The sequence below is a fragment of the Streptomyces sp. NPDC050147 genome (assembly GCF_040660195.1).
GTDB lineage: Bacteria > Actinomycetota > Actinomycetes > Streptomycetales > Streptomycetaceae > Streptomyces.
In genome coordinates, this window is the sequence record NZ_JBFALJ010000008.1 from 279,611 (window position 1) to 306,378 (window position 26,768).

A 26,768-nucleotide genomic window follows, 5' to 3' on the forward strand; every position below is an offset into this window, starting at 1 on the left:
TAGTTGCACGGCGGTGACCGCCGCGCCTCGCGCCTGACACGGCGAAGGCCCGCCCCCTACGAGAGGGGGCGGGCCTTCGTCATGTGTACTGCGTGCACAGCGCCTGTCGAGGCCTGCGTTCAGCCTGCGACCGGCACGTACGGCGTGAGGTCCGCCGCCAGTTCCTCGTGCACCCTCGCCTTGAGCAGCGTGCCATCGGCGGTGTGCTCCTCGGAGAGCACCTCGCCCTCGGCATGCGCCCGCGAGATGAGCTGACCCTGCGTGTACGGCACGAGGGCCTCGATCTCGACCTCGGGCCGGGGCAGTTCGGCGTCGATCAGCGCGAGCAGCTCTTCGATGCCCGCGCCCGTGCGCGCGGAGACCGCGATCGCGTGCTTCTCGTTGCGCAGCAGCCGCTGGAGGACCAGCGGATCGGCCGCGTCCGCCTTGTTGACGATCACGATCTCGGGCACGTTGGTGGCGCCCACATCGCGGATCACTTCGCGCACGGCGGCCAGCTGCTCCTCCGGCACCGGGTGCGAACCGTCCACCACGTGCAGGATCAGGTCGGACTCGCCGACCTCCTCCATCGTGGAACGGAACGCCTCGACGAGGTGGTGCGGCAGATGCCGTACGAACCCGACGGTGTCGGCCAGGGTGTAGATCCGGCCGCTCGGCGTCTCGGCCCGGCGCACGGTCGGGTCGAGGGTGGCGAACAGGGAGTTCTCCACCAGGACACCCGCGCCCGTGAGGCGGTTGAGCAGGGAGGACTTGCCCGCGTTCGTGTAACCGGCGATCGCGACCGAAGGCACCTTGTTGCGCTTGCGCTCCTGGCGCTTGATCTCGCGGCCCGTCTTCATGTCCGCGATCTCCCGGCGCATCTTCGCCATCTTCTCGCGGATCCGACGACGGTCCGTCTCGATCTTGGTCTCACCGGGACCACGCGTCGCCATGCCGCCGCCACCGCCGGATCCGGCGCCGCCCATCTGACGGGAGAGGGACTGACCCCAGCCGCGAAGGCGCGGGAGCATGTACTGCATCTGCGCGAGGGCGACCTGCGCCTTGCCCTCTCGGGACTTGGCGTGCTGGGCGAAGATGTCGAGGATCAGGGCGGTCCTGTCGACCACCTTCACCTTGACGACGTCTTCGAGGTGGATCAGCTGGCCAGGGCTGAGCTCGCCGTCACAGACGACGGTGTCGGCCCCGGTCTCGAGGACGATGTCGCGCAGCTCCATGGCCTTGCCGGATCCGATGTACGTGGCCGGGTCGGGCTTGTCGCGGCGCTGGATGACGCCGTCGAGCACGAGCGCGCCCGCCGTCTCGGCGAGTGCGGCCAGCTCGGCGACCGAGTTCTCCGCGTCCTGCACCGTCCCCGAGGTCCACACGCCGACGAGCACCACGCGCTCCAGACGGAGCTGTCGGTACTCGACTTCGGTGACGTCCTCGAGCTCGGTGGAGAGGCCGACGACGCGGCGCAGGGCCGCGCGCTCGGAGCGGTCGAACTGCTCGCCGTCCCGGTCTCCGTCGATCTCGTGGCTCCAGGCGACGTCCTCTTCCATCAGGGCATCGGCCCGAAGACCTTCGGGGTAGTTCTGCGCGAGGCTCTGCGCGTCCTGGGAAGGGGAAGAAGAGGAGGTCATTGGATCCTTACGTCGATGGGATTCTTCATAGGGGTCAACGCTCGGGGCCGCCCCGAGATTCCCCGGGCCGGCCGGTGCCTGCCCTGAGATCACCCCGAGGGGTTTTCCCGGGCCCGCAGCGGCGCCGACCTGAAGATGGTTGCACGGAACGGCCCGTCTCGTCACCCGGGTTATTTCCCGCCGGGAGCCGCCTTACGCCACTCCGGGTGGCCCGGCATCGGCGGCGTCTTCGCGCCGTACAGCCAGGCGTCGAAGAAGCCGCTCAGGTCGCGGCCCGCGGTCGAGGAGGCAAGCCGCACGAAGTCCGCGGTCGTCGCGTTCCCGTCCCGGTAGGTGCGTACGAAGTCGCGCTCCAGGCGGTCGAAGTCGTCCTGCCCGATCTCCTGCCGCAGTGCGTAGAGCACCAGTGCGCTGCCGTCGTACACCACCGGCCGGAAGATGCTGATCTTCTGGCCCGGCGCGGGGCCCTTCGGCGCGGCCGGGGGTCCGCCCGCGGCACGCCAGCTGTCCGACTGCCGGTAGGCCTCACGCATCCGCTTCTGGAGGGGCTTCTTCGACTTCTCCTCGGCGAAGAGGGCCTCGTACCAGGTCGCATGCCCTTCGTTGAGCCAGAGGTCGGACCAGGAACGCGGGCTCACACTGTCGCCGAACCACTGGTGCGCCAGCTCGTGCACCATGATCGAGTCCACGTACCACTCGGGGAACTCTGGCCGCTTGAACAGGTCGCTCTCGAAGAGGGAGAGGGTCTGCGTCTCGAGTTCGAAGCCGGTGCGTGCCTGCGCCATCAGCACTCCGTACGCCTCGAAGGGGTAGCGGCCGACCTTCTCCTCCATCCAGCGGATCTGGTCCGGCGTCTTCTTCAGCCAGCGCTCCATCGCCTTGCGGTCCTTGGTGGGCACGACATCGCGTACGGGGAGGCCGTGCGGCCCGGAGCGGTGGACCACGGTGGATCGGCCGATGGACACCTGCGCCAGTTCCGTCGCCATGGGGTGGTGGGTGCGGAAGACCCGCGTCGTGGTGGGCCCCCGGTGTGCCGTGGCGACGGGCAGGCCGTTGGTGACGGCGGTGAGCTCCTTCGGGGTGGTCACCCGGAACGTGAACTGTGCCTTGTCGGCTGGGTGGTCGTTGCACGGGAACACGCGGTGCCCGGCGTCGGCCTGATTGGCCATGGCGAGCCCGTCGGCGGTGGGCACCCAGCCGCCGTCCTGGCCCTTCGTGGGCCTGGGGTCACTGGTGTGCCGGACCGTGATCCGCATCCGCTCGCCCTGGCTCAGCGGCCGCGAGGGCGTGACGACCAGGTCCTCGCCGGTGGTCTCGAAGCGGGCACGGGCGCCGTTGACGTCGACCGAGCGGACCTTGCCGTGGGCGAAGTCGAGGTTGACCCGCTCCAGCGGGTCGGTCACACGGGCGTCGATCACCGTCACGGCGTCGAGGGGCTTCTTGTTGTCGCCGCGGTAGGTGAAGGCGATGTCGTACGCCGTGACGTCGTACCCGGGGTTGCCCAGGTGCGGGAAGAGGCGGTCGCCGATGCCGAGCGGTTTGACCGGTGGCGGTGCGCTCGCGGCGAGAAGGGTGGCGGAGGTGGCCGCGGCCAGGAGCGCGGACGCGATGCGGAGAGTCCTCGGCCGTGAGGCCTTGACCCGGGGGGTGAGCAGCATGAACTACCGCTATCAGCGCCAACCTCCCGCACCGGTGTCGACGCGCGCCAAGCCACTCGAACGAGTCGCCAGTAGGCGGCTGAAGCGACGCCGACGCCCGGGGTCCGACACCTACGAAGTGGCCGCCGCCGGGTGCTGGGCGCGGCTGACGTCATACACGCCGGGCACCGCGCGCATCGCGCGCATCAGTCCCGGAAGGTGGGCGGCGTCCGGCAGTTGCAGCGTGTACGTGTGGCGCACGCGCTGCTGGCTCGGCGGCTCGACGGTCGCCGACATGATCTCCACGCCCTCCGTCGCGATGGCTTCCGTGAGGTCGGCCATCAGATGCGCCCGCCCGAACGACTCGGCGATCAGCGTGACCCGGCACTCCGCGCTGTCTCCCCAGCGCACCCCGACCTCGGCTCGCCCCACCTCCTTCATGCGGGCTACGGCGGGGCACTCGACGCGGTGCACGGCGACGGCACCGCCGCGCACGGCGAAGGCGGTCACCTCGTCGGGCGGCACGGGTGTACAGCAGCCCGCCAGGCGCACGCTCGCGCCTTCCCTGTCCACCACGGCGTTCGCCGCCGCGGGGCGCGGGAAGTCTGCGGCCTGCGGCAGGGGGGCGGGGGCCGCCTTCTCCGGGGCCGCGGGCGCCGAGGCGGGCGTGGGGTGGGTCGTGAGCCAGCGCCGGATGGCGATCCGCGCTCCGGGGGTGCGTGCGTGGTCGAGCCACTCGCGGGAGGGCCCGGACGCCGCGTCCTGCCCCATGAGCAGCTGGACCGTGTCGCCGTCCCGCAGGACCGTGCTCAGCGTCGCGAGGCGTCCGTTGACGCGTGCCCCGATGCAGGCGTGGGCGTCCTCGCCGTACTGGGCGTAGGCGGCGTCCACGCAGCTCGCGCCCGCGGGCAGTCCGAGGGTGCCGCCGTCGGGGCGGAAGACGGCGATCTCCCGGTCCTGGGCGAGGTCTTCTCGGAGCGTGGACCAGAACGTGTCCGTGTCGGGGGCCGCTTCCTGCCAGGCGAGCAGGCGAGAGAGCCAGCCGGGCCGGGTCGGGTCGGCGCGCTCGCCCTCGACGGCGTCCTCGGAAGGGGCGTCGGACTGCTCCTCCGAAGGAGGAGCGTACGGATTGCGCAGCGCGACGACTCCGGCCTCGGCGACCTTGTGCATCTGGTGCGTACGGATGAGGACTTCGGCCACCTCTCCGTCCGGGCGGGCCACGGCCGTGTGCAGCGATTGGTAGAGGTTGAACTTCGGCACGGCGATGAAGTCCTTGAACTCCGAGACCACCGGCGTGAAGCACGTGTGGAGCTCGCCGAGGACGCCGTAACAGTCCGCGTCCTCGTTCACCAGGACCAGGAGCCGTCCGAAGTCGGCCGCGCGCATCTCGCCGCGTTTGCGGTGCACCCGGTGGACCGACACGTAGTGGCGTGGCCGGATGAGGACTTCGGCCGCGATGCCCGCGTCGCGCAGCACCCCCCGGACGTCGTCCGCCGTCCCTTCCAGCGGGTCGCCGCCGTCGGCCGCGTTGGCCGCGATGAGCTCTTCGACCTTGGCGTACTCCTCCGGGTGGAGGATCGCGAACACGAGGTCCTCCAGCTCGGTCTTGAGCGCCTGCACTCCGAGGCGTTCGGCGAGCGGAATGAGCACGTCCCGCGTCACTTTGGCGATCCGCGCCTGTTTCTCGGGGCGCATGACACCGAGCGTGCGCATGTTGTGCAGGCGGTCGGCCAGCTTGATCGACATGACGCGTACGTCGTTGCCGGTGGCCACGAGCATCTTGCGGAAGGTCTCGGGCTCGGCGGCCGCCCCGTAGTCGACCTTCTCCAGCTTTGTGACGCCGTCGACCAGATAGCAGACGTCGTCGCCGAATTCCGTGCGCACCTGATCGAGTGTCACATCGGTGTCCTCGACGGTGTCGTGCAGCAGGGAGGCGGTCAGGGTCGTGGTCTCCGCGCCCAGTTGGGCGAGGATCAGGGTCACCGCGAGCGGATGTGTGATGTACGGCTCACCGCTCTTGCGCATCTGGCCGCGGTGGGAGGACTCGGCGAGCACCCACGCACGCCGCAGGGGCTCCAGGTCCGCGTCCGGGTAGTGGGCGCGGTGGGCTTCCGCCACATGGCCGATCGCGTCCGGCAAGCGGTCCCGCGTGGCGGGTCCCAGCAGGGCCGCCCGGCCGAGCCTGCGCAGGTCAAGCCGCGGGCGACCGCGCCTGCGCTGGGCTCCGGGCGTCACGGGGCCAGACATCGCGGGGTTGGAAGCCTCCGCACTCATGGGCACCTCCGGCTACTCCGACCGGCGGTGAGCGGACGACGGCGTGCTCCGTCCGGGCCGGTGCTTGATGCTACCGAGCCCATCACGCGCCGCTGACCGCCTCTCGCCGAGCGTGAAACGGATCACCCATTCGAGCGACAGTTCACGGGTTTACAGTTTCGAGCCATTCCGCGTCGATCTCGCCTTCGGCGACGATCACCGCGGGGCCCGTCATCTCGATCTCGCCGTCGGGCCGCTCGGTGATCACCAGGCTTCCACCGGGCAGATCGACGGTGTACGTGACCGGCGAACCGGTCGTCACGGGGTCAGCCCCGTCCCTGCGTGCCGCCGCGACGGCGACGGCGCACGCGCCCGTGCCGCACGAGCGGGTCTCGCCGGCACCGCGCTCGTGCACCCGCATGGCGACGTGGCGCGGGCCGCGGTCGACGACGAACTCGACGTTCACGCCCTCCGGGTAGGCCGAAGCGGGGCTGAACGGTGGCGCGTCGTACAGGTTGCCCGCGTGGGCCAGGTCGTCCACGAAGGCGACCGCGTGCGGGTTGCCCATGTTCACGTTGCGCGCGGGCCAGTGCTGGTCGGCCACGGAGACGGTGACCTCCCCTTCGGGGAAGGAGGCCTTGCCCATGCCGACGGTGACATCGCCGCCGGCCGCGGCCTTGGCGATGTGCACGCTCTTCACGCCGCCCCGGGTCGCGATGGCCAGATCGCCCTCGCCCACCAGTCCGGCGCGCTGCAGATAGCGGGCGAAGACGCGTACGCCGTTGCCGCACATCTCGGCGGTCGAACCGTCGCCGTTGCGGTAGTCCATGAACCACTCGGCCTCGGCCGCCAGGTGGCGCGCCTCGGGGTGCGCCGCGGAACGCACGACGTGCAGCAGACCGTCGCCCCCGATGCCCGCACGGCGGTCGCACAGGGCGGCGACAGCGGCCGGGGACAGCGTGACGGCGTTGTCGGGGTCCGGGATGATCACGAAGTCGTTCTCGGTCCCGTGCCCCTTGAGGAAGGCGATCCGCGTGCTCATTCCTCGATCGTACGGGGTGGCGAGGACAGTCGGTCGTCAAGGTGCCCGTCACGGCTCCGACCTCGCACGACGTCGTCAGCGAAGGCGTGCGACCCGCCACACGGCGAGGACGGCGACGGCGAGGAAGACCAGGGCGTACGCGGAGACGATCCGCCAGTCCGGGCGGCGTCCCGAACCGCGTTCCGGCAGCCCCGGCCAGGTGTGTCCCACGCGGCGGGCGGCCATCATGCCCCAGCCCGCGGCGCAGCTGCTGATCAGGAGTCCGAGCATGGCGACTACGGCGCCGCCGTCCCCGAACTCGAAGGCCAGCGGGAAGGCGAACATCAGCGATCCGGCGGCGGCGAGGATGACGATCGGCGCGAGCTGCCAGATGCGCAGACGGCGCTGCGGGCGCAGTTCGACCTCGACCTCCGCCGCGGCCATCGCGTCCGCGACGGGTCCGTCGTCGGTCACGCCGCCCGGCGCCTCGTCGGGTCCGTCCGGGGTCAGCTCGCCGCCGTTGTGCGCGGTGTCACGAGGGCCGGCCTCCATCGCCATCCGCCCTCCCACTTCGGACTCCACTGGTCGATCGATGGTCGATGATGGCACGGCGCCAGGGGCCGGGATGACCGCCGGAGCGTCCCGATGCCATCACGTGATCAGGCTGTGACCGCTCGTTCGACCAACGCCATTGCCCGTCCTGGGAGTTCCCCTCGGTCGGTCATGGCACCACTGAGCCAGTGCACCCGGGGATCGCGGCGGAACCACGAGTCCTGACGGCGCGCGAAGCGCTTGGTCGCGCGCACGGTCTCCGCGCGCGCCTCGTCGTCGGTGCACTCCCCCGCGAGCGCCGCGAGCACCTGCTGGTACCCGAGCGCGCGCGACGCCGTACGCCCCGCGCGGAGCCCCGCGGCCTCCAGGGCGCGCACCTCGTCGACGAGGCCCGCGTCCCACATGCGGTCCACGCGCGTGGTGATGCGCTCGTCGAGCTCCGGGCGGCCGACGTCGACGCCGATCTGCACGGTGTCGTAGACGGAGTCGTGGCCAGGAAGGTTCGCGGTGAAGGGCTTGCCGGTGATCTCGATGACCTCAAGGGCACGGACGATCCGGCGGCCGTTGCTGGGGAGGATGGCCTGGCCGGCTCCGGGATCGGCGGCGGCGAGGCGGGCATGGAGAGCCCCGGAGCCCCGGAGTGCGAGCTCCTCCTCCAGGCGGGCCCGGACCTCGGGGTCGGTGCCGGGGAACTCCAGGTGGTCGATGGCTCCCCTGACGTAGAGCCCGGAGCCGCCGACCAGGATCGGCCAGCGTCCGTCGGCAAGGAGGCGGTCGATCTCGGCTCGCGCCAGCTTCTGGTACTCGGCGACGCTCGCGGCCTCCGTGACGTCCCAGATGTCGAGGAGGTGGTGCGGCACGCCGTCGCGCTCTTCGAGCGTCAGCTTGGCGGTCCCGATATCCATCCCTCTGTAGAGCTGCATGGAGTCGGCGTTGACGACTTCGCCGCCGAGACGCTGCGCCAGAAAAACGCCCAGATCGGACTTTCCTGCCGCAGTCGGCCCGACGACGGCGATGACCCGCGGTGCGGGAGCTGCTCTACTCACCGCCCCAGTCTCGCAAACCCCGCGGCGACTTCCCGAACGAGCTACGTGACGCCACACCTCCGGGGTCGTTGCCTGTTGCGAGGTTCCGGCCGCCGGTTTCGAGGATCGGCGACCCGGGTGGCGCAACAGGGCGCACCGGGCGGCGCGGGATTTCGCCCACACGAGTACCGTATGGAGTAGATATGGGCGTTTTTTCAAGGTTCCGTAGGAAGTCCAAGGACACGGAAGAGGCGTCCACAGGCGGGGCGGCTGCGGCCACCCTCCCGGCCGAGGCGGAAGCCGCCGGGCAGGCCACCGAGCCCGAGACCGACAAGGGAGAGGCCAAGGCCGAGGCCACCGCCGGGGGCGAGACCGAGGCATCGACCGAAGCCAAGGCGAAGACCGAGGAGAAGGCCGAGGCGAAGGCGGACACCGAGGCCGAGGCCGAGACCGAGAGCACGCCGGACGACACCGAAGCGGCCGCCGGGGAGAACGTGGACATCCCGAAGCAGCAGTCCGCCGAGAAGGCCGCCGACAACGACGAGGCCGACGAAGGCGCCCGCAAGTGACTCCCCCGGCGAGGGAAGGTGACCGATGGGCTTCCTGCAGAACCTGAAGGACAAGCTCGCACCGGCGAAGGTCAAGGTCGCGGGCCTCGCGCAGCAGCACGGAGACAAGATCGACCAAGGTCTCGACAAGGCCGCGAAGATGGTCGACGACAAGACCAAGGGCAAGTACAGCGACAAGATCCAGACAGGCACAGGCAAGGCGAAGGACGCCGTGGACCGCCTTGCCGGAACGCCCGACGAGGGTGCCAAGGGCAAAGACCCGGGCGGCGGCCCCACGCCCCCAATGCCTCCTCCGCCCCCTCCGGCTTCCTGAACCACCGGCTGCGTCACTCGTCGGCCCACCGGACGCGTCACAGCGCCGGAGCGCCGGCTGAGTACGCCTGCCGGGTCACCCGCTGAACGACTCCGGCGGACGGCCGTGGAGCGCCACCAGCTCCGCGGCCGTCGCCGTGCGTCGGGCAGCGTCGGCCACGTGCAGGGAAGGCCCCTGAGGCGCGTTCGCGCCCGTCAGACCGCTCGGTCCTGTCACGCTGCGTGGGACCCCGCAGGCCTCAGGCCGCTATGGACCTCCAAGGCCGCTCCGGACCTCTCAGGCCGCTACGACCAGGCGGCCACCAGGTACCCGACGCCGTACGGAGCGTCCTCGTAGAGCAGCTCGCCGCTCAGGCCCGCGCCCTCGGCCGCCCCCGCGAGCACTTGCCACGGCGCCCGGCCCGCCACCATCAGTTCGCGCGCCAGCTCCGCGTCCAGCGCCTTGAGCGCCTCGATGTCCGCCGCACCCAGCGCACGGGCGGCCTCGGCGTCGAACCCGGCCGCCCGCTCGTCGAGATACCCGGGCGCCTTCAACGAGCGGCACGCGCTGGCGTCGCCCATCACCAGCAGGGCCACCCGGTCGGCCCGCGCCGCGATCTCCCCTCCGACGTGAACACACCGCTCGGCCGCCAGAGGTTCCCCCACCCCGAGCCCTTCCAGCGGGGCCGCCGACCACTCCGTACGCTCCAGAAGCCAGGCGGCGACGGCGAGCGAGGGCGGAAGTTCGCGCTGCGCCGCATCGTCCCGGGCGCCCGTACCGTCGGTCCGGCCAAGGCATACGTCCAGGTCCACGCCGAAGCCCCGGAAGGACCCGCGTGCGCCCTGCGGATGCGGGCCACGCCCGCTCTCCCCGGCGGGGCCGACCACGACGAGCCGGTCGGCGCGGGAGGCGGCGAGCACCCCGATGGCGTCCGTGCACGCGGCGCGCGCGGCGTCCAGTTCGGGAGCGGCGCCCGCGGCGACCTGGGGGACGAGCAGGGGCGGGCAGGGGCAGACAGCTGCGGCGACAAGCATGATCCGCAGCGTAACGCGCGCCAGGAGGAACGCGTCCTAGTACGAGATCGGGCCCGAGTCCCACTCCAGCTCGGAGATCGAGAAGCGGTACGGGAACGAGCCCCCGGACGAGCCGTCGCCGATCACCATCCAGCCGTCGGCCGTGCGGTAACGCCGCATCCTTACGGGATGGCGCGGGTGCTTGGGGCGGTAGAGGCGGACGAATTCCGCGAACCGCTCCACCGCCTCCTCACGCGTGCCGTCCACCGTGGCCATCAGCTCGAACAGATGCCATGCCCCCGGCCCCGGCGGGTTCTCCATCATCAGCGCCCAGCGCGCCATCGGCCCGTCTCCCCCGTGGTCCGCCGTTCGCCTCGGTCAGTCGATGCCGCAGCCGCTGCCGGACGCGACCGGAAGCGGCTCGGGGGCGCCCACCTTGGGCAGCCCGAGCATCACGCCCGCGGGCTTGGCGGCCGCCTCGGTGTTGCGCTTCTCCCAGGCGTCGCCCGCGCGCGTGGGGCGCACGTTCAGGACGGGGCCCTCGGCGAGCAGGTGGTGCGGCGCCGCGTACGTGATCTCCACCGTCACGACGTCGCCGGGGCGGACCTCGGTGTCCGGCTTGGTGAAGTGCACCAGGCGGTTGTCGGGCGCGCGTCCGGAGAGACGGTGGGTGGCGCCGTCCTTGCGGCCCTCGCCCTCGGCCACCATCAGGTCGAGGACCCTGCCGACCTGCTTCTTGTTCTCGTCCCAGGCGATCTGCTCCTGGAGGGCGGACAGACGCATGTAACGCGCCTGCACGACCTCCTTGGGGATCTGCCCCTCCATGGTCGCCGCGGGCGTACCGGGGCGCTTGGAGTACTGGAAGGTGAAGGCGTTGGCGAAGCGGGCCTCGCGGACCACGTGCATCGTCTGCTCGAAGTCCTCCTCGGTCTCCCCGGGGAAGCCGACGATGATGTCCGTGGTGATGGCGGCCTCGGGCATGGCGGCGCGGACCTTCTCGATGATCCCGAGGAAGCGGTCCTGGCGGTACGAGCGGCGCATGGCCTTCAGGATCGGGTCCGAGCCGGACTGGAGCGGCATGTGCAGCTGCGGCATCACGTTCGGGGTCTCGGCCATGGCGGCGATCACGTCGTCGGTGAAGTCGCGCGGGTGCGGGGACGTGAAGCGCACGCGCTCCAGGCCCTCGATCTTCCCGCAGGCCCGCAGGAGCTTGCTGAAGGCCTCGCGGTCGCCGATGTCCGAGCCGTACGCGTTCACGTTCTGGCCGAGCAGCGTGATCTCGGAGACGCCCTCAGCGACGAGCGCCTCGATCTCGGCGAGGATGTCGCCGGTCCTGCGGTCCTTCTCCTTGCCGCGCAGGGCGGGCACGATGCAGAACGTGCAGGTGTTGTTGCAGCCCACGGAGATGGAGACCCATGCCGCGTACGCGCTCTCGCGGCGCGTGGGCAGCGTCGAGGGGAACGCCTCCAGGGACTCGGCGATCTCGACCTGTGCCTCTTCCTGGACGCGGGCCCGCTCCAGGAGGACCGGCAGTTTGCCGATGTTGTGCGTCCCGAAGACGACGTCGACCCAGGGCGCCTTCTCGACGATGGTGTCGCGGTCCTTCTGAGCCAGGCAGCCGCCGACGGCGATCTGCATGCCGGGCCGCTTGGTCTTCATCGGCGCCAGGCGGCCGAGGTTCCCGTACAGACGGTTGTCGGCGTTCTCCCGCACGGCGCAGGTGTTGAAGACGACCACGTCGGCGTCGCCGTCCGAGCCCTCCGGCGCGCGTTCGTAGCCGGCGCCCTCGAGGAGACCGGAGAGGCGCTCCGAATCGTGGACGTTCATCTGGCACCCGTAAGTGCGTACCTCGTACGTTCCTTTTACGCCCACTGCCTGTCCCCGGTCGCCGCTGCTCATGTGACAAGGGTAGGCGGTCGCGGGAGTGTCCCTGCCGGGAGCTCGGCCCTGGCCATTTCGGCGAGCGGCCTGGCAGGATCGCGCGCATGCTCACGGCACTCCCCCACATCAGCAGGCGGCGCGCACTCCAGGGTGCGGCGGCCGCCCTCGTGGTCTTCGGGCTCCTGATGTGGTGGCTCGTTCCGGTGGGCGACGACTCTCCGGGGGGCCGGATGACGTTCAGCACGGGCGTGAAGAACGCGGTGTACGAGCGGTACGGCAAGCTCCTGCGGACCGCGGTCTCCCATGACATGCCCAAGGTGGACGTGGAGCTGCTCAACAGCGAGGGGTCGCAGCAGAACGTCGAGCGGGTGGCCACGGGGAAGGCCGATTTCACCATCGCCGCCGCCGACGCCGTGGAGAAGTACCGCCTGGAGGGGCGTGCGGGCGCGGAAGGGCTGCGGGGTTGTGCGCGGCTGTACGACGACTACGTGCAGCTCGTCGTCCGGCGTTCGTCGGACATCGACGAGGCGCAGGACCTGCGGGGCAAGAAGGTGGCCGTGGGGCAGCCGCGCTCGGGTGTGCGGCTGATAGCGGACCGGGTGCTCAAGGCCGCCGGTATCGACTTCGAGAAGGACCTCACGGCGGTGGACGCCGGTATCGACAAGGCGCCCGATCTTCTCAAGAAGGGCGACATCGACGCCTTCTTCTGGTCGGGCGGGCTGCCGACCACCACGGTGCGGCTGCTCTCCGAAGAGTTCGACATTCGCCTCGTGGAGCTCGGCACCCTTGTCGAAGCGCTGCACAAGCAGGGCGGGGCCTCCCGCTACTACCGGGCGGCGGTGATGCCCGCCGACGCCTATCCCGCCGCCCAGCAGAACGACGCCGTACCGACCCTGGCCGTGGCGAATCTCCTGGTCACGACGGACCGGGCGGACCCGAAGCTGACGGAGGGGCTGACCCGCACGGTGATCGACAGCCGCGATCACATCGGCGGCGAGGTGCACGCGGCCCAGCTCGTGGACCTGCGGACGGCGCTCTACACGGACCCGCTCACCCTGCACGAGGGCGCGCGGCGCTACTACCAGTCGGTCAAGCCGTAGCCGTCAGGCCCTGTGCCCCGGTTCGTCGCGCGGGACGCCGACGGTCACCCGCAGTCCGTGCGGCTCGTTCTGCTCGTACGCGATCGAACCGCCGCCCGCGGTGAGCAGGGCGCGCGAGATCGACAGGCCGAGGCCGGATCCCTTGACGTTCTGATGGCGGTTGCTGCGCCAGAAGCGGTCACCGACGCGGGCGAGTTCGTCCTCGGTGAGGCCGGGACCGCCGTCCGTGATCACTATGGTCGTCCGCTCACCGCTCCAGGAGACCTCCACCCGCACCTCCTCGCCCTCGGGCGTGAACTTGAGGGCGTTGTCGATCACCGCGTCAAGGGCGCTGGAGAGGGCGACCGGGTCGGCCCAGCCGGTGGTCGCCGGGCAGTGGCCCGTCAGCCGTACCCCGTGCTCCTCGGCGAGCGGCCGCCAGGCACCGACGCGTTCGGCCGCGAGCTCGCCGATGTCGGTGAGCTGCAGGTCGGCCGCGGCGTGCTCGGCCAGGGCGAGGCCCAGGAGGTCGTCGAGCACCTGGGCGAGGCGTTTGCCCTCGGTGCGCACGGAGGCGATCTCCTCGTTCCCCTCGGGCAGTTCGAGGGCGAGCAGCTCGATGCGGAGCAGCAGGGCGGAGAGCGGGTTGCGCAGTTGGTGCGAGGCGTCGGCGACGAAGGCCCGCTGCTGCTCGAGCACGTCCTCGACGTTGTCGGCCATCTCGTTGAACGACCGGGCCAGGCGCCTCAGTTCCGGCGGTCCGCCCGCGGCCGCCACCCGCGACTTCAGGCGCCCGGTCGCGATGTCGTGGGTGGTCGCGTCCAGGACCCGTACCGGGCGCAGCACCCAGCCGGTGAGGCGCAGCGCGGCCCCCACCGCGAGGAGCATCGCCGCCAACTCGCCGGCACCGATGAGCAGCCACCCCTGCAGCGTCTTCGAACGCATGCGTCCCGTGGGCGAGTCGGTGACGACGACGGCGATGACGTCCCCGTCCCTGATCACCGGAGAGGCGACGACGAGCCGGCCGCGCTGCCAAGGCCACACCTGACGCGGATCATGGCTTCCACGGGACCTGAGGGCCTCCTCGAAGGCCTCCCGTGCCTCGGCGCCCCGGGGAGGCAGGAACCAGTCCGCGGGGGCGTGAGCCATGGGCTCACCGTCCCGGAAGAAGACGCCCGCCTTGATCCCGTAGACCTCGTGGTAGTAGTCGAGTTCGGTCTGGAGGGTTTCGCGTCGTTCGTCCTTGTCCCGCAAGCGCGAACCCGTAGGACGTTTCGTGACGAACTGCGCGAGCGCCGCGAACCGCGCCGTGTCGTCGATCCGGTCGATGACCACCTTCTGCTGCTGTGCCGCCGCCACGCTCACCGCGAGCGGGAAGCCGAGGGCGAGCAGTACGCCCGCCATGAGGACGATGAGCAGCGGGAGGAGGCGAGAGCGCACCTGGCCTCGCTACTCGCTACGCGGCCGGGGCGACGAGCCGATAGCCCACGCCCCGGACGGTCTCGATCAGGGCCGGCATGTGCAACTTGGAGCGCAGGGAGGCGACATGCACCTCAAGCGTGCGTCCCGTCCCCTCCCAGCTGGTGCGCCACACCTCGCTGATGATCTGCTCCCGGCGGAAGACCACGCCGGGCCGCTGCGCGAGGAGCGCGAGCAGATCGAACTCCTTGCGGGTCAGTTGGACCGTCGAACCGTCCACGCTGACCTGCCGGGTGGGCAGTTCGATGCGTACGGAGCCGAGGCGCAGTTCGCTGTCCGCGGGGCCCGCCGCGACGCCGGACGGGGGCCGCCGGATGACCGCGTGGATGCGGGCGATCAGCTCCCCGGTGTCGTACGGCTTCACCACGTAGTCATCGGCCCCGAGATTCAGGCCATGGATCCGCGAGCGCACGTCGGCACGCGCCGTCACCATGATCACCGGGATCGATCCGCGCTTGCGGATCTTTCCGCACACTTCGTAGCCGTCCTGATCGGGCAGCCCCAGATCGAGGAGCACGACTCCGAAGGGTGCCGTTTCGCCGGGCAGCAGGGCCTGCAGCGCTTCCTCGCCGCTGCGGGCGTGCACGACGTCGAAGCCGTGCCTGGCCAGGACCGCCGACAGGGCGGCGGCCACGTGATCGTCGTCTTCGACGAGGAGCAGTCTCATACGGGCCCCCTCCGGTTCATCGGTCGTTCGGTTCGCGCTCGCCGATGGCCGGTACGCGCGCGTGCACACGCACCATCGCATCCACGCCGATGGATAAGGACCGCGTCAAGAGGGTTCGGGTCACGAGCACGTTCCGTTATGGAGCCGGTACGCGCCCGGGCGTCCCCGTTCACACGGTGTGTCCGGTTGCGGCCGGATCGTTATGCTCAATTTCCCCTCAGATGTAATGACGCTGGTCGCACCGGGTTATTACTGTCCTCCCAACCGAGGAGGATGGAGCAACAACCCGTGACCGAAGTTTCGGTGACCAAGGACGCCATACCGCCCGGGGCGGACGACCTGGTCGTGCTGAAGAACGTCAACAAGCACTTCGGCGCTCTGCACGTCCTCCAGGACATCGACCTGACCATCACCCGGGGTGAGGTCGTCGTCGTGATCGGCCCCTCCGGGTCGGGCAAGTCGACGCTGTGCCGTGCCATCAACCGTCTGGAGACGGTCGAGTCGGGAGAGATCTCGATCGACGGCAAGCCGCTGCCCCAGGAGGGCAAGGAGCTCGCCCGTCTCCGTGCGGACGTGGGCATGGTCTTCCAGTCGTTCAACCTTTTCGCGCACAAGACCGTGCTCGAGAACGTGATGCTGGGCCAGATCAAGGTGCGCAAGACGTCGAAGGCGGAGGCCGAGACGAAGGCACGCGGTCTTCTGGACCGCGTCGGTGTCGCCTCGCAGGCCGACAAGTACCCCGCGCAGCTCTCCGGTGGCCAGCAGCAACGTGTCGCGATCGCCCGCGCGTTGGCCATGGACCCGAAGGTGATGCTCTTCGACGAGCCCACGTCGGCGCTCGACCCGGAGATGATCAACGAGGTCCTGGAGGTCATGCAGCAGCTCGCTCGCGACGGCATGACCATGGTCGTGGTCACCCACGAGATGGGCTTCGCACGCTCGGCGGCCAACCGCGTCGTCTTCATGGCGGACGGCCGGATCGTCGAAGAGGCCGTGCCGGACCAGTTCTTCAGCAACCCGCGCAGCGACCGGGCCAAGGACTTCCTGTCGAAGATCCTTCACCACTGACGCATGGCGCTTTCCTGCGTCTCAACTTTCTTCTGCCGACACAAAGGATGTTCACCATGAAGGCTCGCAAGGTCACTGCGGCTGCCGCTGCCGTGCTCGCGCTCTCCGTCACCGCCACCGCCTGCGGTTCGGACGACAAGGACGACAAGGGTTCCGGTGGTGGCAAGAAGATCACCATCGGCATCAAGTTCGACCAGCCGGGTATCGGCCTGAAGACGCCGGACGGCTACACCGGCTTCGACGTCGATGTCGCGACCTACGTCGCCAAGGAGCTCGGCTACGAGGCCGGGGACATCGAGTGGAAGGAAACTCCCAGCGCCGACCGCGAGACCGCCCTGCAGCGTGGCGACGTGAAGTTCATCGCGGCGTCGTACTCGATCAACGACGAGCGCGAGGAGAAGGTCGACTTCGCGGGACCGTACCTCCTTGCCCACCAGGATCTGCTCGTCCGCTCCGATGACAAGATCACCAAGGGCACGGACCTCAACGGCAAGAAGCTCTGCTCGGTCACCGGCTCCACCTCGGCGCAGAACGTCAAGAAGGAGATCGCGCCGAAGGCCCAGCTGCGCGAGTACGGCACCTACTCCGAGTGCATCGACGGACTGGGCAGCGGCGCTGTGGACGCGCTGACCACGGACGACTCGATCCTCGCCGGCTACGCGGCGCAGGAGCAGTACAAGGGCAAGTACAAGCTCGCCGGCCTGAAGCTGACCAACGAGAACTACGGCATCGGCGTCAAGAAGGGCGACACCAAGCTCAAGGACAAGATCAACAAGGCCCTCGAAAAGATGGTCTCGGACAAGTCCTGGGACAAGGCCGTCAAGAAGAACTTCGGTCCGGCCAACTACAAGAACGAGCCCGCCCCGAAGATCGGCGACATCGTCAAGTGACCTCGTGGGAGCGGCTCCTGGAGCCGGTCCACTGACAGGGCACACGCCGGTACGCCGCCGCGCTCGAGCGGCGGCGTACCTCGCCATCACCACATGCGAGAGCGCGGGAGATCGTGTTCGACTTTCTTGAAGACTACGACTTGCTCGAGGCCTTCTGGATGACGGTGAAGCTCACCGTCTTCGCAGGCATCGGTTCCTTGGTCTGGGGCACCCTGCTGGCCGCCATGCGGGTCAGCCCGGTTCCGGTCATGCGTTGGTTCGGTACCGCATACGTCAACATCGTGCGGAACATCCCACTGACCGTCATCATCGTGTTCAGCTCGCTCGGGCTCGCCGATGTCTTCGGTATCACCCTGGGCGCGTCCGACGACGTCGACGTCATGAGCTTCCGGCTCGCGGTGCTCGGCCTCGGCGCCTACACGGCTGCGTTCGTGTGTGAGGCGGTCCGGTCCGGCATCAACACCGTGCCGGTGGGCCAGGCGGAGGCCGCGCGCGCCATCGGGCTGAGCTTCAGTCAGGTCCTCGGTCTCATCGTGCTGCCGCAGGCTTTCCGCTCCGTTATCGGCCCTCTCACCAACGTACTGATCGCCCTGACGAAGAACACCACGGTCGCGGCGGCCATCGGTGTGGCGGAAGCGGCCCTGCTGATGAAGGAAATGATCGAAAATGAGGCGCAGTTGCTCCTCATCACCGCGATATTCGCCCTCGGGTTCGTGGTGCTGACCCTGCCGACGGGCCTCATACTCGGGTGGCTCGGCAAGCGCCTGGCGGTGAAGCGATGACCTCCGTCCTGTACGACGCTCCCGGGCCCCGCGCCAAACGGCGGAACGTCCTCCTCTCCCTGCTCTTCCTGGTCGTCCTGCTCCTGGGACTCTGGTGGGTCTGGACCGCCATGTCCGACAAGGGGCAGCTGGAATGGGCCAAGTGGGAGCCCTGGCTCGCGGACTCCGAGTCGTGGACGACGTATCTCCTGCCAGGACTCGCGAATACGCTGAAGGCCGCGGGCCTCGCCATGGTGATCGCCCTTCCGCTGGGCGCGCTCTTCGGCATCGCGCGGCTCTCCGACCACAAGTGGATCAGGGTTCCTGCCGCAGTGGTCGTCGAGTTCTTCCGTGCGATTCCCGTCCTGATCCTGATGGTCTTCGCCAATCAGTTCTACTCGACGTCCACCGACATCAGTACCGATGCACGCCCGATGTACGCGGTGGTCACGGGTCTGGTGCTCTACAACGCCTCGGTGCTCGCCGAGATCGTGCGAGCGGGCATTCTGTCGCTGCCCAAGGGCCAGACGGAAGCGGCCAAGGCGATCGGCCTGCGCAAGGGCCAGACGATGACGAGCGTGCTGCTTCCGCAGTCCGTGACGGCCATGCTCCCGGCGCTCGTCAGCCAACTCGTCGTCATCCTCAAGGACACCGCGCTCGGTGGCGCGATGCTCAGCTTCACCGAGCTGCTCAACGCGCGGAAGACGGGGGCGTCGTACTACGCGAGCGTCATCCCCAGCTTCATCGTGGTCGCGGTGATCTACATCGTGCTGAACCTGCTGCTCACCACCCTGGCTTCCTGGCTGGAACGCCGTATGCGGCGGTCCAAGAAGAGCACGGGTGCCGTGGTGGGTCCTGAGGCGCTCGAGAACTTGGAGACGATCGGCCCCAAGACGATCCGTATGGACCACGGTGAAAACACCGGGGGCGGCGGAGGCGGCGGAGGCGGATAACAGAAACCACCAGATCGATCGGTGAGACACACGGAGGCAGCGGCATATCGCCGCTGCCTCCGTCATTTTTATGCCGAAAGCCTCCTTGGCCACGCCTGCGCTCAACCGAAGACCTTCAAGGGAATGACTGTCGGCGCGGAGGCGCCGATGTTGGGCTGCCGTCCGATACGGGGCGGCAGCCCTCGTCGCATACCGACCACGCCCGGTGTGATCTGTCGACCGCCCCGTCACACGTTCGCCCAAGCGCCACAGCAGTCGGTCGGCAACTTGACGCAGGCAGCAGCGGTGGGTTGCATACGTTCTGTGATCGTGCACCGGGCTCCAACTGCCAGTTCCTGTACGTATGTCCAGCGCTCCCGGGCCCTTGTGGCGGGAGGGTGCGCACCGTGGACCCGGTGATCGTCGTCGGCGCCGGCCCCGTGGGGCTCACGCTCGCCCTGGCCCTCTCACGTCACTCCGTACCCACCGTCGTACTCGACGAAGGGCCCGGCAAGGACGAGCAGAGGCCCGCGCGGACCGTCGTCCTGCGGGATGACACGGCGGCCCTCATGGAGCGGCTCACCGGTCGCTCGTTCGGAGACCAGGAGTCGGGCGCGCGATGGGGCGGCTGGCGTTCCCTGCGGCGCAAGCAGCTGATGCGGGAGCTCACGTTCAGTGATGAGATGCCGGCCCCCCTCCATGTGCCCCAACACGCGCTGACCGGTGCCCTGCGCGCGGCCATCGCCGAGGAACGGCTCGTCAAGGTCGCGGTGGAGAGCAAGCTCGACTCCGTGGAGCAGGACGCGGGCGGGCTGACCGCCCACACCCGCGGCCCCAAGGACACATGGTGGCGGGGCAGTTATCTGGTGGGTTGTGACGGACCACGGTCGACCGTGCGCAAGCTCCTCGACATCCGCTTTCCGGGGCGTACGGCCGTCGAGCGGCACGCCGTGGCCGCGCTGCGCACGGAACTTCCGGGGCCCGGCCAGGCGTTGTTGCACCGGATGCCCCCGTGGCGCCACGGGGGCGCCGAGGTGACGGGCCGTCCGCTCGCCGGCGGAGTGTGGCGGCTTGACTGGCTGCTGCCCCCGCGCGGCGAACTGGTGACGCCGGACGCGCTCGTGGTGCGCATCCGCGAGACCCTCGCGGGCTGGTGCGGCGGCTCCACCCCGCCGTACGAGCTGCTCGACACCGGTGTGCACACCGTCCACCACCGGCTGGCCCGCCGGTGGCGGGTCGGCCGTGCCTTCCTCGCGGGCGACGCCGCGCATCTGCTGGGCGCGCTCGGTACGCAAGGGCTCGACGAAGGGCTGCGGGACGCGGACAACCTCGCCTGGAAGCTGGCGCTGGCCTGGCACCACGGCGCGCACGACGCCCTGCTCGACAGCTACCAGGTCGAGCGGCGCGCCAGTGTCGCCGCACGTCTGCGCGCCGCCGACCAGTCCCTGCCGATACTGCGAGGCGGCAAAGGCCTGCGCTCCTACGTGCCCGGATCCGCGCGCGGGCACGACGCGCTCCTCACCGACGGTCACGTGGGACGCGGGCCCCTCGGCGCGCCGGCGTCCTACGCGGACTCGCCGCTGGCAGCCCCGCTCTCCGAGTCCGAGGTGGCCGTCGGCACGGCGCCCGGAGCGCCTGTCGCCGATGCGCCGGTGACGGCGCCCGACGGGTCCCTCGTGCGGCTGCGCGACCGGCTCGGAGCGAGCCAGCTGCTCGTCGTGCTTGTCGCGCCCGGCACGGTGGTGTGGGAGCGGCGGCACTGGGTGACGGCCGGGATCATGCCCCGGCTCGCCGCCGCCGTCACGGCACTGCCGCACCCGGCGGAACTGTTGGTCGCGGAGAGTTACCCCGGGGCCCCCGCACATTCGGTGCTGCTCATCCGCCCCGACGGTCACCTGGTCACCGCGCTCAGCGGAGTGCGCCCCGCCGAGCTGTATGCGGCAGCGGAGGCAGCCCTTGGCGGGGCGGCTCCGAAGCGGCGTACGGACAGCGCGGACGCCGAGGAGAAGGCGGAGAAGACGGCCGCGGCGAGCCGCCCGACCACACAGTGAGAAGCAGTTGACCGGCACGCAGCGTCATGGTCTACTCCGAAACGTGACCGACACCGATGTGCGCCTGTGGCGGAGGGTCCATATGGACCTCGTCCGCTATGCGGGCTGCGTGTGTCGTCCGTCCTGCTGAATTCGCCGCTTTCTCCTCTGCGCGCCCTCTCCTTGGCGCGCGCTTCCGCGAACCTCCAGGACGGTCCCCGTGTCTGCTTCTGTCTCCACCCCGCCTGCTTCTGCCACCCATGCCTCCACGGCGGGGTCCGCGCCGCCCACCGCCGCCGAGCTCCTCGAATTCGTACGCAGGAGTGCCGCCGACGCAGAGCTCATCGCCTCGCTTCCGCTGGACCCCGAGGGGCGAACCTGGGTGCGTCTCGAGGGACCCGGCGGCAGCGAAGCCTGGCTGATCGGCTGGCCGCCGGGCACCGGCACCGGCTGGCACGACCACGCGGAGTCGGTGGGTGCCTTCTTCACCGCTGCCGGAAGCCTCAAGGAGAACGCGCTCGCCGCCCGGCTGCCCACCGACGGCTGGAAGACCCTGGAGCTGTCCGAAGGAGTCGATCGGGAGCGGGAGTTGACGGTCGGCAAGGGCAGGGCGTTCGGGCAGAACCACGTGCATGAGGTGCTGAACGAGTCCACGGACGAGCATGCCGTCTCCGTGCACGCCTACTATCCGCCGCTGCCGCGCATCCGGCGCTACAGCCGCACGGGCGCGGTCCTGCGCCTGGAGTCCGTGGAGCGTCCGGAGGACTGGCAGTGAGTGAGCTTCCCACCGACGAACGCCCCGTCACCGGCGCACGTCCCCTCACCGGCACACGTCCTGTCGCCGGCACACCTCCTGTCTCCGGCGAACGCCCTGTAGGCATCGACGAGTTGCTGGAGCGGGTGCGGCTCGGCCTCGACCGCGTCACCCCGGAACAAGCGCGTGACATCGCGGCCTCAGGGGGTCTCCTGGTCGACATCCGGTACGCCGCCCTGCGCGAGCGCGACGGTCTGATCCCCGGGGCCCTCGTCGTCGAACGCAACGAACTGGAGTGGCGCCTGGACCCGCAGGGCAGCCACCGCGCCGCGGAGGCCGTCGGCCACGACCTGCGGGCCGTCGTGATCTGCAACGAGGGCTACGCGTCGAGCCTCGCTGCCGCCTCCTTGCGGCAGTTGGGGCTGCGCCACGCGACCGACCTCATCGGCGGGTTCCAGGCGTGGAAGGCCGCCGGGCTCCCGGTCGCGGGCTGAGCACGCGCGCGTGGGCGCCCCTCACCGTGTCCGGTAAGGGGCGCCCACCATTGCGCCCTGCCACTTACTCCTTGCTCCTCTCCAGTCCCTGTTTACTCCTTGCTCCTCGCCGGTCACCCGCCTACTCCTTGGCCGTCGCCACCGTGACGGGGCGGGGCCTGAGGGCGGCGCGACCCGGGAGCGCCGTCGCGGTGAGGGCGAGCAGCGCCGCGACGGCCACCACGGAGACGTACACCAAAGGAGCGACCGAGGGCGCGGCGCTGCCGGTCATGCCGACGCTGAAGGCGGTCAGGACGGCGAGCGCGATACCACTGCCGAGTGCCGTGCCGATGAGCAGGACGGACAGCGCCTCGGTGCGCAGCATGCGCAGGACCTGGCGGCGGCTCGCGCCCGCCAGGCGCAGCATCGCGAACTCGCGGATGCGCTCGGAGACCGACATGGCGAGAGTGTTGACGACGGCGATCGCGGTGAAGGCCAGGATGAGGCCCATGGCCAGATAGTTCACCTCGGCGTTCGCCTGCTGGCGCTCGGCCTGGAGGTTGTCGACGGCCGCCGGGGCGAGAACCAGCACTCCCGGGAACTTCGCGACGCCTGCCGCGAGTTGCTCTTGTGTACGGTCGCTCTTGATCAGAACTGTGGCGGAGAGCGGGTTGTCGACGTGGCGGGCCACCAGCTCCTGCGCCATGGTCAGATCCCCGAACCCGAGCCCGCGCGCATACACGGCGCTGACCTTGAGCGTGGTCTTCGTGCCGTCGCCGAGCGTGAGCTTCAGGCTGCTGCCGGGCCGCAGACCGAGCTGGTCGGCGGCCAGTTCGCTGACGGCGACACTGCCCTTGCCGAAGCCCTTGAGGGATCCGGCGGTCACGTCGGGGTCCCAGGTGCGGGTGAGACCGGCCGTGCTGACGCCCTGCGCCGGGTACTTGTCGAGCCCTACGCGCACGGTGGTGCGGACGACCTCCGTGGCTGCCTGGACGCCCTCGGTCGTACGCAGCTTCTGCGCGGCCCCGGCCGGGACTCCAGGGCCCTGCGCCGCCAGGACCCAGTCGGCGCGGATTCCCTCGCGGGCCTGTGCGCGGGCCGCGTCTCCGAGGGTGGGCTGGACGAACAGGACGGTGCAGGTCATGCCGGTGAGGAGGGCGAGCGGGGTGACGGCTGCCGCCATCCGGGCCGCGTTGCCGCGGAGGTTGGCGTGGGCGAGGCGGCCACCGGGTCCGGAGAGCCGCAGCGGGCCACGGAGCACGGCAGCCGCCGCCCTGACCAGGAGGGGGCCGAGGAGTGCGACAGCGGAGGAGAGGACCACCACGGTCAGGAACGTCACAGGAGTCGACGCGGGCTCGGTGCGCAGCGCGCTGAGCACGGCGACCAGTACGGCGCCTCCGGCGAGGAGGAGGACTCCCGCGATGACGCGGCTCCACGGCGGCCGGGTGCGCTCGACTCGCGCTTCGGCGAGGGCTTCGGCCGGGCGGATACGGGCGATACGGCGGGCGGAGAGGCGGGCGGCGGCCCAGGCCCCGAGCAGCGTCGCGGCCACGGCGACGAGGAGCGGGAAGACACTGACGGTCCGCTCCAGGGTGGCGGGGACGGCGCCCATGTCCACGAACTTGCCGTGCAGCCAGCCGCCGAGCGGGATGCCCGCGAGCGAACCGACGACGCCCGCGGCCGCTCCGACGATCAGAGCCTCGCGGCCGAGAAGCCCCCGGATCTGCTTCGGGGTTGCGGCGATGGCGCGGAGCAGGGCGAGTTCGCGGTGACGCTGCTGCACCGAGAGGGCGAAGGTGCCGACGACCACGAGGATGGCGACGAGGAGGGACGTGCCGCCCATCGCACCGCCCATGCTGACCAGCTTGATGCGGGCGCCCGCCGCGTCGAGGAACTCCACGGGGCCACGGTCTTCGCCAGCACTGACCTGCGCCTTCGTGCCTGCGAGGGCGTCCGCGACCGCCTCCTTGAGCTCTGCCGTCCCGGTGTCCCCGGCCGGCATGACGCCGAGAGTGGTGATCTTTCCGGGGTGCGCGGCGAGCCGCTCGGCCTCTGCGGAGGAGAAGAAGAGGGACGTCTGGTGAGCGAGGGCGCCTTCGGAGGGGGCAGCTACACCGGTGATGCGGTAGGAGCGTGGCGCCTGTGTCGACTGGACGGTGAGGCGGTCGCCGGCCTTGAGGTGGGCGCGTCCGGCGAGGCCGCTGTCGATGACGAGATCGCCTGTGGCGCGCGGGGCCTTGCCCTCGACGAGGCGGAAGGGGGTCAGCGCGGCCGACTCCCATGCATGGCCGTACGCGGGCTTGTCGGTGAGGTCGCCTACCGCGGGGACCAACGGTGTGGCGAGGAACGTGAGTTCGGGTACGACTTTGCCGATGCCCCGCACGCCCTTGAGCTTGTCCGCGATGTCGTCCGACAACCAGGCCCGCTCGGCGATCGGCTTGGCCTTGTGCTTGACCTTGGTCTTGCCCTTCTTGTGCTTGACCGTGGTCTGGTGGACGTTCTGGTCTGCGGAGACGATCACGGGGGCTGCGGCGTAGCGCTCGGTCTGGATGGTGCCGCGCAGGCCCGTCTCCAGGAGGGTGCCGCAGGCCGTGATGAGCGCGGCAGCGCACATCAGTGCCAGGAAGGCACCGAGGAATCCGCCCTTGCGGTCTCGGACTGTCTGCAGTGCGTAGCGCAGCATCATGACGTCGCCTCGGGTTCGAAGGAGGAGGGGGAGGAGGGGGAGGAATGGGAGGGCGAAGAGGTCGGGGCAGAGGCTGGCGCGGGCGCCGGGAAGGCCAGGAGCCGGGTGAGTACGGTGCGGGCGTCGGCCGGCGTCTCTGCGTCGGGGCGCTTGTAGCGGTTGAGCAGGGCGATGTACTCCTCGAAGAACTCGCGGAGTTCGGGGAGCGTGAGCCGGATCGTGCCGCGCGAGTACGGAAACGCGTCGGCCCATTCACCGAGTTCGGCGTCGCCGGTGTCACCGCCGGCGTCTCGCTGCAGCCGCTCGAAGAGCTCCAGGTCGGCGGCGTACGAGAGATGGTTCAGCTCGTCCATCACGAGCCGCGTCTCGGCGTTCTGCTTGCTGCGGGGCGGGAAGCGCCGGTCGCCGGGGATCACGCGCCACCAGCGTTCGCGGCCGTGGCCCGTACCCGCGGTCTCCTCGACGAAGCCGTAGCGGGCGAGCTCACGCAGGTGGTAGCTGGTGGCGCCGGTGTTGAGGCCGAGCGCCCTGGCGAGCGTCGCCGAGGTGGCCGGGCCGTGCACGGTGAGGTGCTGCAGCATCTGCTGACGCCGGGGCTGGGCCAGCGCCTTGAGGACGCGGAGGTCGCGCAGCTCCTCCGGGGCGCCGTCGGTCGTGTCGTCCGGGGCGCCGGTCGTGCCGGGTTCCTTTGCCATGCGTACACAGTCGCCTGTGCACAGGTTCCTTTGCAGTGCGGTGGACCGGCGTCTTCGATAGGGGGTTAACCCCACCCTTCAGGCGAAGAAGGGGAGCTGGGAAGGGAGTTGAGAAGAGGGGGTCGAGCGAGGGGTCGAGAAAGGGGATCGGGAACAGAGGTCGAGAAGAGGGGGCCAGGAAGAGGAAGTTGCGGGAGCGGTCTGGCGGCCCGAGGCCGCGAGCCGCCCCCTCGAAGAGCCCCCCGCGGAACGCGGAAGGGCCGGGCCGCGGTTCGCGCCGCGCTGCCCGGCCCTGACCTGAGCCCCACCCCCGCGAGGGCCCTGGTCGGTTCAGCCCCCTTCGTACCCCAACTCCCCCGCGTCCTCGCCCTCTTCCTCGATGGCCTGCCGGACGATCCGGAGTGCCAGGCCTTCCGAGTAGCCCTTGCGGGCGAGCATGCCCGCGAGGCGGCGCAGACGCTTGTCGCGGTCGAGGCCCCGGGTGGCGCGGAGCTTGCGGGCGACCAACTCGCGCGCGGTCGCCTCCTCCTGCTCCGAGTCGAGCTGCCCTACGGCTTCCTCGATCAGCGTGGCGTCCACGCCCTTCGTACGCAGCTCCTGCGCGAGCGCCCGTCGGGCCAGGCCCCGGCCGTGGTGCCGGGACTCCACCCACGCGCCCGCGAAGGCACCGTCGTTGATCAGGCCGACCTCTTCGAAGCGCGTCAGCACTTCCTCCGCCACGTCCTCCGGGATGTCTCGCTTGCGCAGCGCGTCCGCCAGCTGTTTGCGCGTGCGCGGGGTCCCGGTGAGCAGCCGCAGGCAGATCGCCCGCGCCTTCTCGCCCGGGTCCCCTGTCGGCGGCTCCCCCTTCTCGGCCCTCGACGAGGAAGGGGGACCGCTGTCCTGTGGGCCGTCGCCTCGGCTTTCACCGAAGCCGCCACGTCGTCGGCGCCCCCGTCGGCCACCGCCCCCGCGGAAGCCGGTGTCGTCGCCCTCCTGATCGGCGCCACTCTGATCCACACCGTCCGCGAGCCCTCGGCCCGCGGGGTCGGTGTGGTACTCAGGAGTGATCTGGTCCGCCCAGTCCGTGCGCCGCGTCATGGATCAGCTCTTGGCCGCGGCGGCCTTGGGCTTGGTGGCCTTGGTCGCCGGCGCGGGCACCGTCTTGGCGGCATCCTCGGGCGCCGCACCCGCCTTTTCGTCCTTGCCCGCCTCGGCGGTCGGCTCCTCCTCCTGCGGCTTCACGCCGACGCCCAGCTTCTCCTTGATCTTCCTCTCGATCTCGTTGGCGAGATCGGGGTTGTCCTTGAGGAAGTTCCGGGCGTTCTCCTTGCCCTGGCCGAGCTGGTCGCCCTCGTACGTGTACCAGGCGCCCGCCTTGCGGACGAAGCCGTTCTCCACGCCCATGTCGAT

25 protein-coding genes and 1 pseudogene are annotated in these 26,768 nt (G+C 70.3%); 11 read left to right on the forward strand and 15 right to left on the reverse strand.

Annotation, left to right across the window (positions count from 1 at the left end; translation table 11 throughout):
* Positions 1-119: 119 nt before the first annotated feature.
* From hflX to miaA, 6 genes are all read right to left on the reverse strand, one after another.
* Positions 120-1,619, reverse strand: a complete 1,500-nt coding sequence (gene hflX, locus AB0I94_RS15735) for a GTPase HflX (protein WP_363310115.1) — start codon at positions 1,617-1,619, stop codon at positions 120-122.
* Between the two features lie 170 nt (positions 1,620-1,789).
* Complete coding sequence (locus AB0I94_RS15740) at positions 1,790-3,277, reverse strand: M1 family metallopeptidase (RefSeq protein WP_363310116.1); 1,488 nt, start codon at positions 3,275-3,277, stop codon at positions 1,790-1,792.
* 111 nt (positions 3,278-3,388) lie between these two features.
* Positions 3,389-5,530 (reverse strand): HD domain-containing protein, encoded by a 2,142-nt coding sequence (locus AB0I94_RS15745; RefSeq protein WP_363310117.1) that lies wholly within the window; start codon positions 5,528-5,530, stop codon positions 3,389-3,391.
* A 142-nt stretch (positions 5,531-5,672) separates the two neighbouring features.
* On the reverse strand, positions 5,673-6,551 hold the full coding sequence (gene dapF, locus AB0I94_RS15750) for a diaminopimelate epimerase (RefSeq protein ID WP_363310118.1): 879 nt from the start codon (positions 6,549-6,551) through the stop codon (positions 5,673-5,675).
* 75 nt (positions 6,552-6,626) lie between these two features.
* Positions 6,627-7,088, reverse strand: coding sequence for a hypothetical protein (locus AB0I94_RS15755; protein ID WP_363310119.1), 462 nt, complete (start codon positions 7,086-7,088; stop codon positions 6,627-6,629).
* 101 nt (positions 7,089-7,189) lie between these two features.
* Entirely contained in the window at positions 7,190-8,128 is a 939-nt protein-coding gene (miaA, locus tag AB0I94_RS15760) for a tRNA (adenosine(37)-N6)-dimethylallyltransferase MiaA (protein WP_363310120.1), read from the reverse strand.
* 182 nt (positions 8,129-8,310) lie between these two features.
* Here miaA and AB0I94_RS15765 point away from each other — a divergent pair, with 182 nt between their 5' ends.
* Positions 8,311-8,676 carry a hypothetical protein gene (locus tag AB0I94_RS15765; protein WP_363310121.1) on the forward strand — a complete coding sequence of 122 codons (366 nt, stop codon included), beginning with the start codon at positions 8,311-8,313 and terminating at the stop codon, positions 8,674-8,676.
* 25 nt (positions 8,677-8,701) lie between these two features.
* The gene (locus AB0I94_RS15770) at positions 8,702-8,989 is read left to right on the forward strand and encodes an antitoxin (RefSeq protein WP_363310122.1); all 288 of its coding nucleotides are present in this window, start codon (positions 8,702-8,704) and stop codon (positions 8,987-8,989) included.
* 284 nt (positions 8,990-9,273) lie between these two features.
* On the opposite strand, the gene AB0I94_RS15775 is transcribed toward AB0I94_RS15770, so the two are convergent.
* Genes AB0I94_RS15775 through miaB form a run of 3 tightly spaced genes read right to left on the reverse strand, consistent with a single transcriptional unit; the run spans position 9,274 to position 11,880 of the window.
* On the reverse strand, positions 9,274-10,002 hold the full coding sequence (locus tag AB0I94_RS15775; protein ID WP_363310123.1) for a class III extradiol dioxygenase subunit B-like domain-containing protein: 729 nt from the start codon (positions 10,000-10,002) through the stop codon (positions 9,274-9,276).
* Between the two features lie 36 nt (positions 10,003-10,038).
* Positions 10,039-10,323, reverse strand: a complete 285-nt coding sequence (locus tag AB0I94_RS15780; protein ID WP_363310124.1) for a hypothetical protein — start codon at positions 10,321-10,323, stop codon at positions 10,039-10,041.
* A gap of 36 nt (positions 10,324-10,359) precedes the next feature.
* Complete coding sequence (gene miaB / locus AB0I94_RS15785; protein WP_363310125.1) at positions 10,360-11,880, reverse strand: tRNA (N6-isopentenyl adenosine(37)-C2)-methylthiotransferase MiaB; 1,521 nt, start codon at positions 11,878-11,880, stop codon at positions 10,360-10,362.
* 86 nt (positions 11,881-11,966) lie between these two features.
* On the opposite strand from miaB, the gene AB0I94_RS15790 reads away from it, so the two are divergent.
* Positions 11,967-12,962 carry a TAXI family TRAP transporter solute-binding subunit gene (locus AB0I94_RS15790; protein ID WP_363310126.1) on the forward strand — a complete coding sequence of 332 codons (996 nt, stop codon included), beginning with the start codon at positions 11,967-11,969 and terminating at the stop codon, positions 12,960-12,962.
* Positions 12,963-12,965: 3 nt separating this feature from the next.
* Here the strand turns inward: AB0I94_RS15790 and AB0I94_RS15795 are convergent, their stop codons facing one another.
* Together AB0I94_RS15795 and AB0I94_RS15800 are read right to left on the reverse strand one after the other, a co-directional pair.
* Positions 12,966-14,381: a HAMP domain-containing sensor histidine kinase gene (locus AB0I94_RS15795; protein ID WP_363310127.1), complete on the reverse strand. Its 1,416-nt coding sequence runs from the start codon at positions 14,379-14,381 to the stop codon at positions 12,966-12,968.
* A 16-nt stretch (positions 14,382-14,397) separates the two neighbouring features.
* Positions 14,398-15,087, reverse strand: a complete 690-nt coding sequence (locus AB0I94_RS15800) for a response regulator transcription factor (protein ID WP_363310128.1) — start codon at positions 15,085-15,087, stop codon at positions 14,398-14,400.
* Between the two features lie 288 nt (positions 15,088-15,375).
* Here AB0I94_RS15800 and AB0I94_RS15805 point away from each other — a divergent pair, with 288 nt between their 5' ends.
* The 8 genes from AB0I94_RS15805 to AB0I94_RS15840 all read left to right on the forward strand — a co-directional run bounded on the left by AB0I94_RS15805 (position 15,376) and on the right by AB0I94_RS15840 (position 22,016).
* Entirely contained in the window at positions 15,376-16,155 is a 780-nt protein-coding gene (locus AB0I94_RS15805) for an amino acid ABC transporter ATP-binding protein (protein WP_363310129.1), read from the forward strand.
* Positions 16,156-16,211: 56 nt separating this feature from the next.
* On the forward strand, positions 16,212-17,045 hold the full coding sequence (locus AB0I94_RS15810) for a glutamate ABC transporter substrate-binding protein (protein WP_363310130.1): 834 nt from the start codon (positions 16,212-16,214) through the stop codon (positions 17,043-17,045).
* A 113-nt stretch (positions 17,046-17,158) separates the two neighbouring features.
* Positions 17,159-17,827 (forward strand): amino acid ABC transporter permease, encoded by a 669-nt coding sequence (locus tag AB0I94_RS15815; RefSeq protein ID WP_363310131.1) that lies wholly within the window; start codon positions 17,159-17,161, stop codon positions 17,825-17,827.
* Complete coding sequence (locus AB0I94_RS15820) at positions 17,824-18,759, forward strand: amino acid ABC transporter permease (RefSeq protein ID WP_363310132.1); 936 nt, start codon at positions 17,824-17,826, stop codon at positions 18,757-18,759. The genes AB0I94_RS15815 and AB0I94_RS15820 overlap by 4 nt, the downstream gene beginning before the upstream one ends.
* A 386-nt stretch (positions 18,760-19,145) precedes the next feature.
* Positions 19,146-20,789, forward strand: a complete 1,644-nt coding sequence (locus AB0I94_RS15825) for an FAD-dependent monooxygenase (protein WP_363310133.1) — start codon at positions 19,146-19,148, stop codon at positions 20,787-20,789.
* A complete protein-coding gene (locus AB0I94_RS15830; RefSeq protein WP_363310134.1) occupies positions 20,674-20,919 on the forward strand; it encodes a putative leader peptide in 246 nt (81 codons plus the stop codon). Before AB0I94_RS15825 ends, AB0I94_RS15830 begins: the two co-directional genes overlap by 116 nt.
* Before the next feature lie 69 nt (positions 20,920-20,988).
* Positions 20,989-21,543, forward strand: coding sequence for a cysteine dioxygenase (locus AB0I94_RS15835; protein WP_363310135.1), 555 nt, complete (start codon positions 20,989-20,991; stop codon positions 21,541-21,543).
* Positions 21,544-21,647: 104 nt separating this feature from the next.
* Positions 21,648-22,016, forward strand: coding sequence for a rhodanese-like domain-containing protein (locus tag AB0I94_RS15840; protein ID WP_363310151.1), 369 nt, complete (start codon positions 21,648-21,650; stop codon positions 22,014-22,016).
* 121 nt (positions 22,017-22,137) lie between these two features.
* On the opposite strand, the gene AB0I94_RS15845 is transcribed toward AB0I94_RS15840, so the two are convergent.
* The 4 genes and pseudogenes from AB0I94_RS15845 to AB0I94_RS15860 all read right to left on the reverse strand — a co-directional run.
* Complete coding sequence (locus AB0I94_RS15845; RefSeq protein ID WP_363310136.1) at positions 22,138-24,681, reverse strand: FtsX-like permease family protein; 2,544 nt, start codon at positions 24,679-24,681, stop codon at positions 22,138-22,140.
* A complete protein-coding gene (locus AB0I94_RS15850; RefSeq protein ID WP_363310137.1) occupies positions 24,678-25,376 on the reverse strand; it encodes a helix-turn-helix domain-containing protein in 699 nt (232 codons plus the stop codon). The genes AB0I94_RS15845 and AB0I94_RS15850 overlap by 4 nt, the downstream gene beginning before the upstream one ends.
* Before the next feature lie 330 nt (positions 25,377-25,706).
* Positions 25,707-26,456 carry a recombination regulator RecX gene (gene recX / locus AB0I94_RS15855; protein ID WP_363310138.1) on the reverse strand — a complete coding sequence of 250 codons (750 nt, stop codon included), beginning with the start codon at positions 26,454-26,456 and terminating at the stop codon, positions 25,707-25,709.
* A gap of 3 nt (positions 26,457-26,459) precedes the next feature.
* A pseudogene (locus AB0I94_RS15860) lies at positions 26,460-26,768 on the reverse strand (DNA recombination/repair protein RecA); the annotation flags it as partial.

What these genes read in the sequence shown, in the direction of transcription:
- AB0I94_RS15765 (WP_363310121.1), top strand. Translation starts at nt 8,311, where the DNA reads ATGGGCGTTTTTTCAAGGTTCCGTAGGAAGTCCAAGGACACGGAAGAG.
- AB0I94_RS15775 (WP_363310123.1), bottom strand. Translation starts at nt 10,002, where the DNA reads ATGCTTGTCGCCGCAGCTGTCTGCCCCTGCCCGCCCCTGCTCGTCCCC.
- hflX (WP_363310115.1), bottom strand. Translation starts at nt 1,619, where the DNA reads ATGACCTCCTCTTCTTCCCCTTCCCAGGACGCGCAGAGCCTCGCGCAG.
- AB0I94_RS15830 (WP_363310134.1), top strand. Translation starts at nt 20,674, where the DNA reads ATGCGGCAGCGGAGGCAGCCCTTGGCGGGGCGGCTCCGAAGCGGCGTA.
- AB0I94_RS15800 (WP_363310128.1), bottom strand. Translation starts at nt 15,087, where the DNA reads ATGAGACTGCTCCTCGTCGAAGACGACGATCACGTGGCCGCCGCCCTG.
- AB0I94_RS15850 (WP_363310137.1), bottom strand. Translation starts at nt 25,376, where the DNA reads ATGGCAAAGGAACCCGGCACGACCGGCGCCCCGGACGACACGACCGAC.
- AB0I94_RS15770 (WP_363310122.1), top strand. Translation starts at nt 8,702, where the DNA reads ATGGGCTTCCTGCAGAACCTGAAGGACAAGCTCGCACCGGCGAAGGTC.
- AB0I94_RS15740 (WP_363310116.1), bottom strand. Translation starts at nt 3,277, where the DNA reads ATGCTGCTCACCCCCCGGGTCAAGGCCTCACGGCCGAGGACTCTCCGC.
- AB0I94_RS15845 (WP_363310136.1), bottom strand. Translation starts at nt 24,681, where the DNA reads ATGATGCTGCGCTACGCACTGCAGACAGTCCGAGACCGCAAGGGCGGA.
- AB0I94_RS15820 (WP_363310132.1), top strand. Translation starts at nt 17,824, where the DNA reads ATGACCTCCGTCCTGTACGACGCTCCCGGGCCCCGCGCCAAACGGCGG.
- miaB (WP_363310125.1), bottom strand. Translation starts at nt 11,880, where the DNA reads ATGAGCAGCGGCGACCGGGGACAGGCAGTGGGCGTAAAAGGAACGTAC.
- AB0I94_RS15790 (WP_363310126.1), top strand. Translation starts at nt 11,967, where the DNA reads ATGCTCACGGCACTCCCCCACATCAGCAGGCGGCGCGCACTCCAGGGT.
- recX (WP_363310138.1), bottom strand. Translation starts at nt 26,456, where the DNA reads ATGACGCGGCGCACGGACTGGGCGGACCAGATCACTCCTGAGTACCAC.
- AB0I94_RS15780 (WP_363310124.1), bottom strand. Translation starts at nt 10,323, where the DNA reads ATGGCGCGCTGGGCGCTGATGATGGAGAACCCGCCGGGGCCGGGGGCA.
- AB0I94_RS15810 (WP_363310130.1), top strand. Translation starts at nt 16,212, where the DNA reads ATGAAGGCTCGCAAGGTCACTGCGGCTGCCGCTGCCGTGCTCGCGCTC.
- AB0I94_RS15755 (WP_363310119.1), bottom strand. Translation starts at nt 7,088, where the DNA reads ATGGCGATGGAGGCCGGCCCTCGTGACACCGCGCACAACGGCGGCGAG.
- AB0I94_RS15745 (WP_363310117.1), bottom strand. Translation starts at nt 5,530, where the DNA reads ATGAGTGCGGAGGCTTCCAACCCCGCGATGTCTGGCCCCGTGACGCCC.
- dapF (WP_363310118.1), bottom strand. Translation starts at nt 6,551, where the DNA reads ATGAGCACGCGGATCGCCTTCCTCAAGGGGCACGGGACCGAGAACGAC.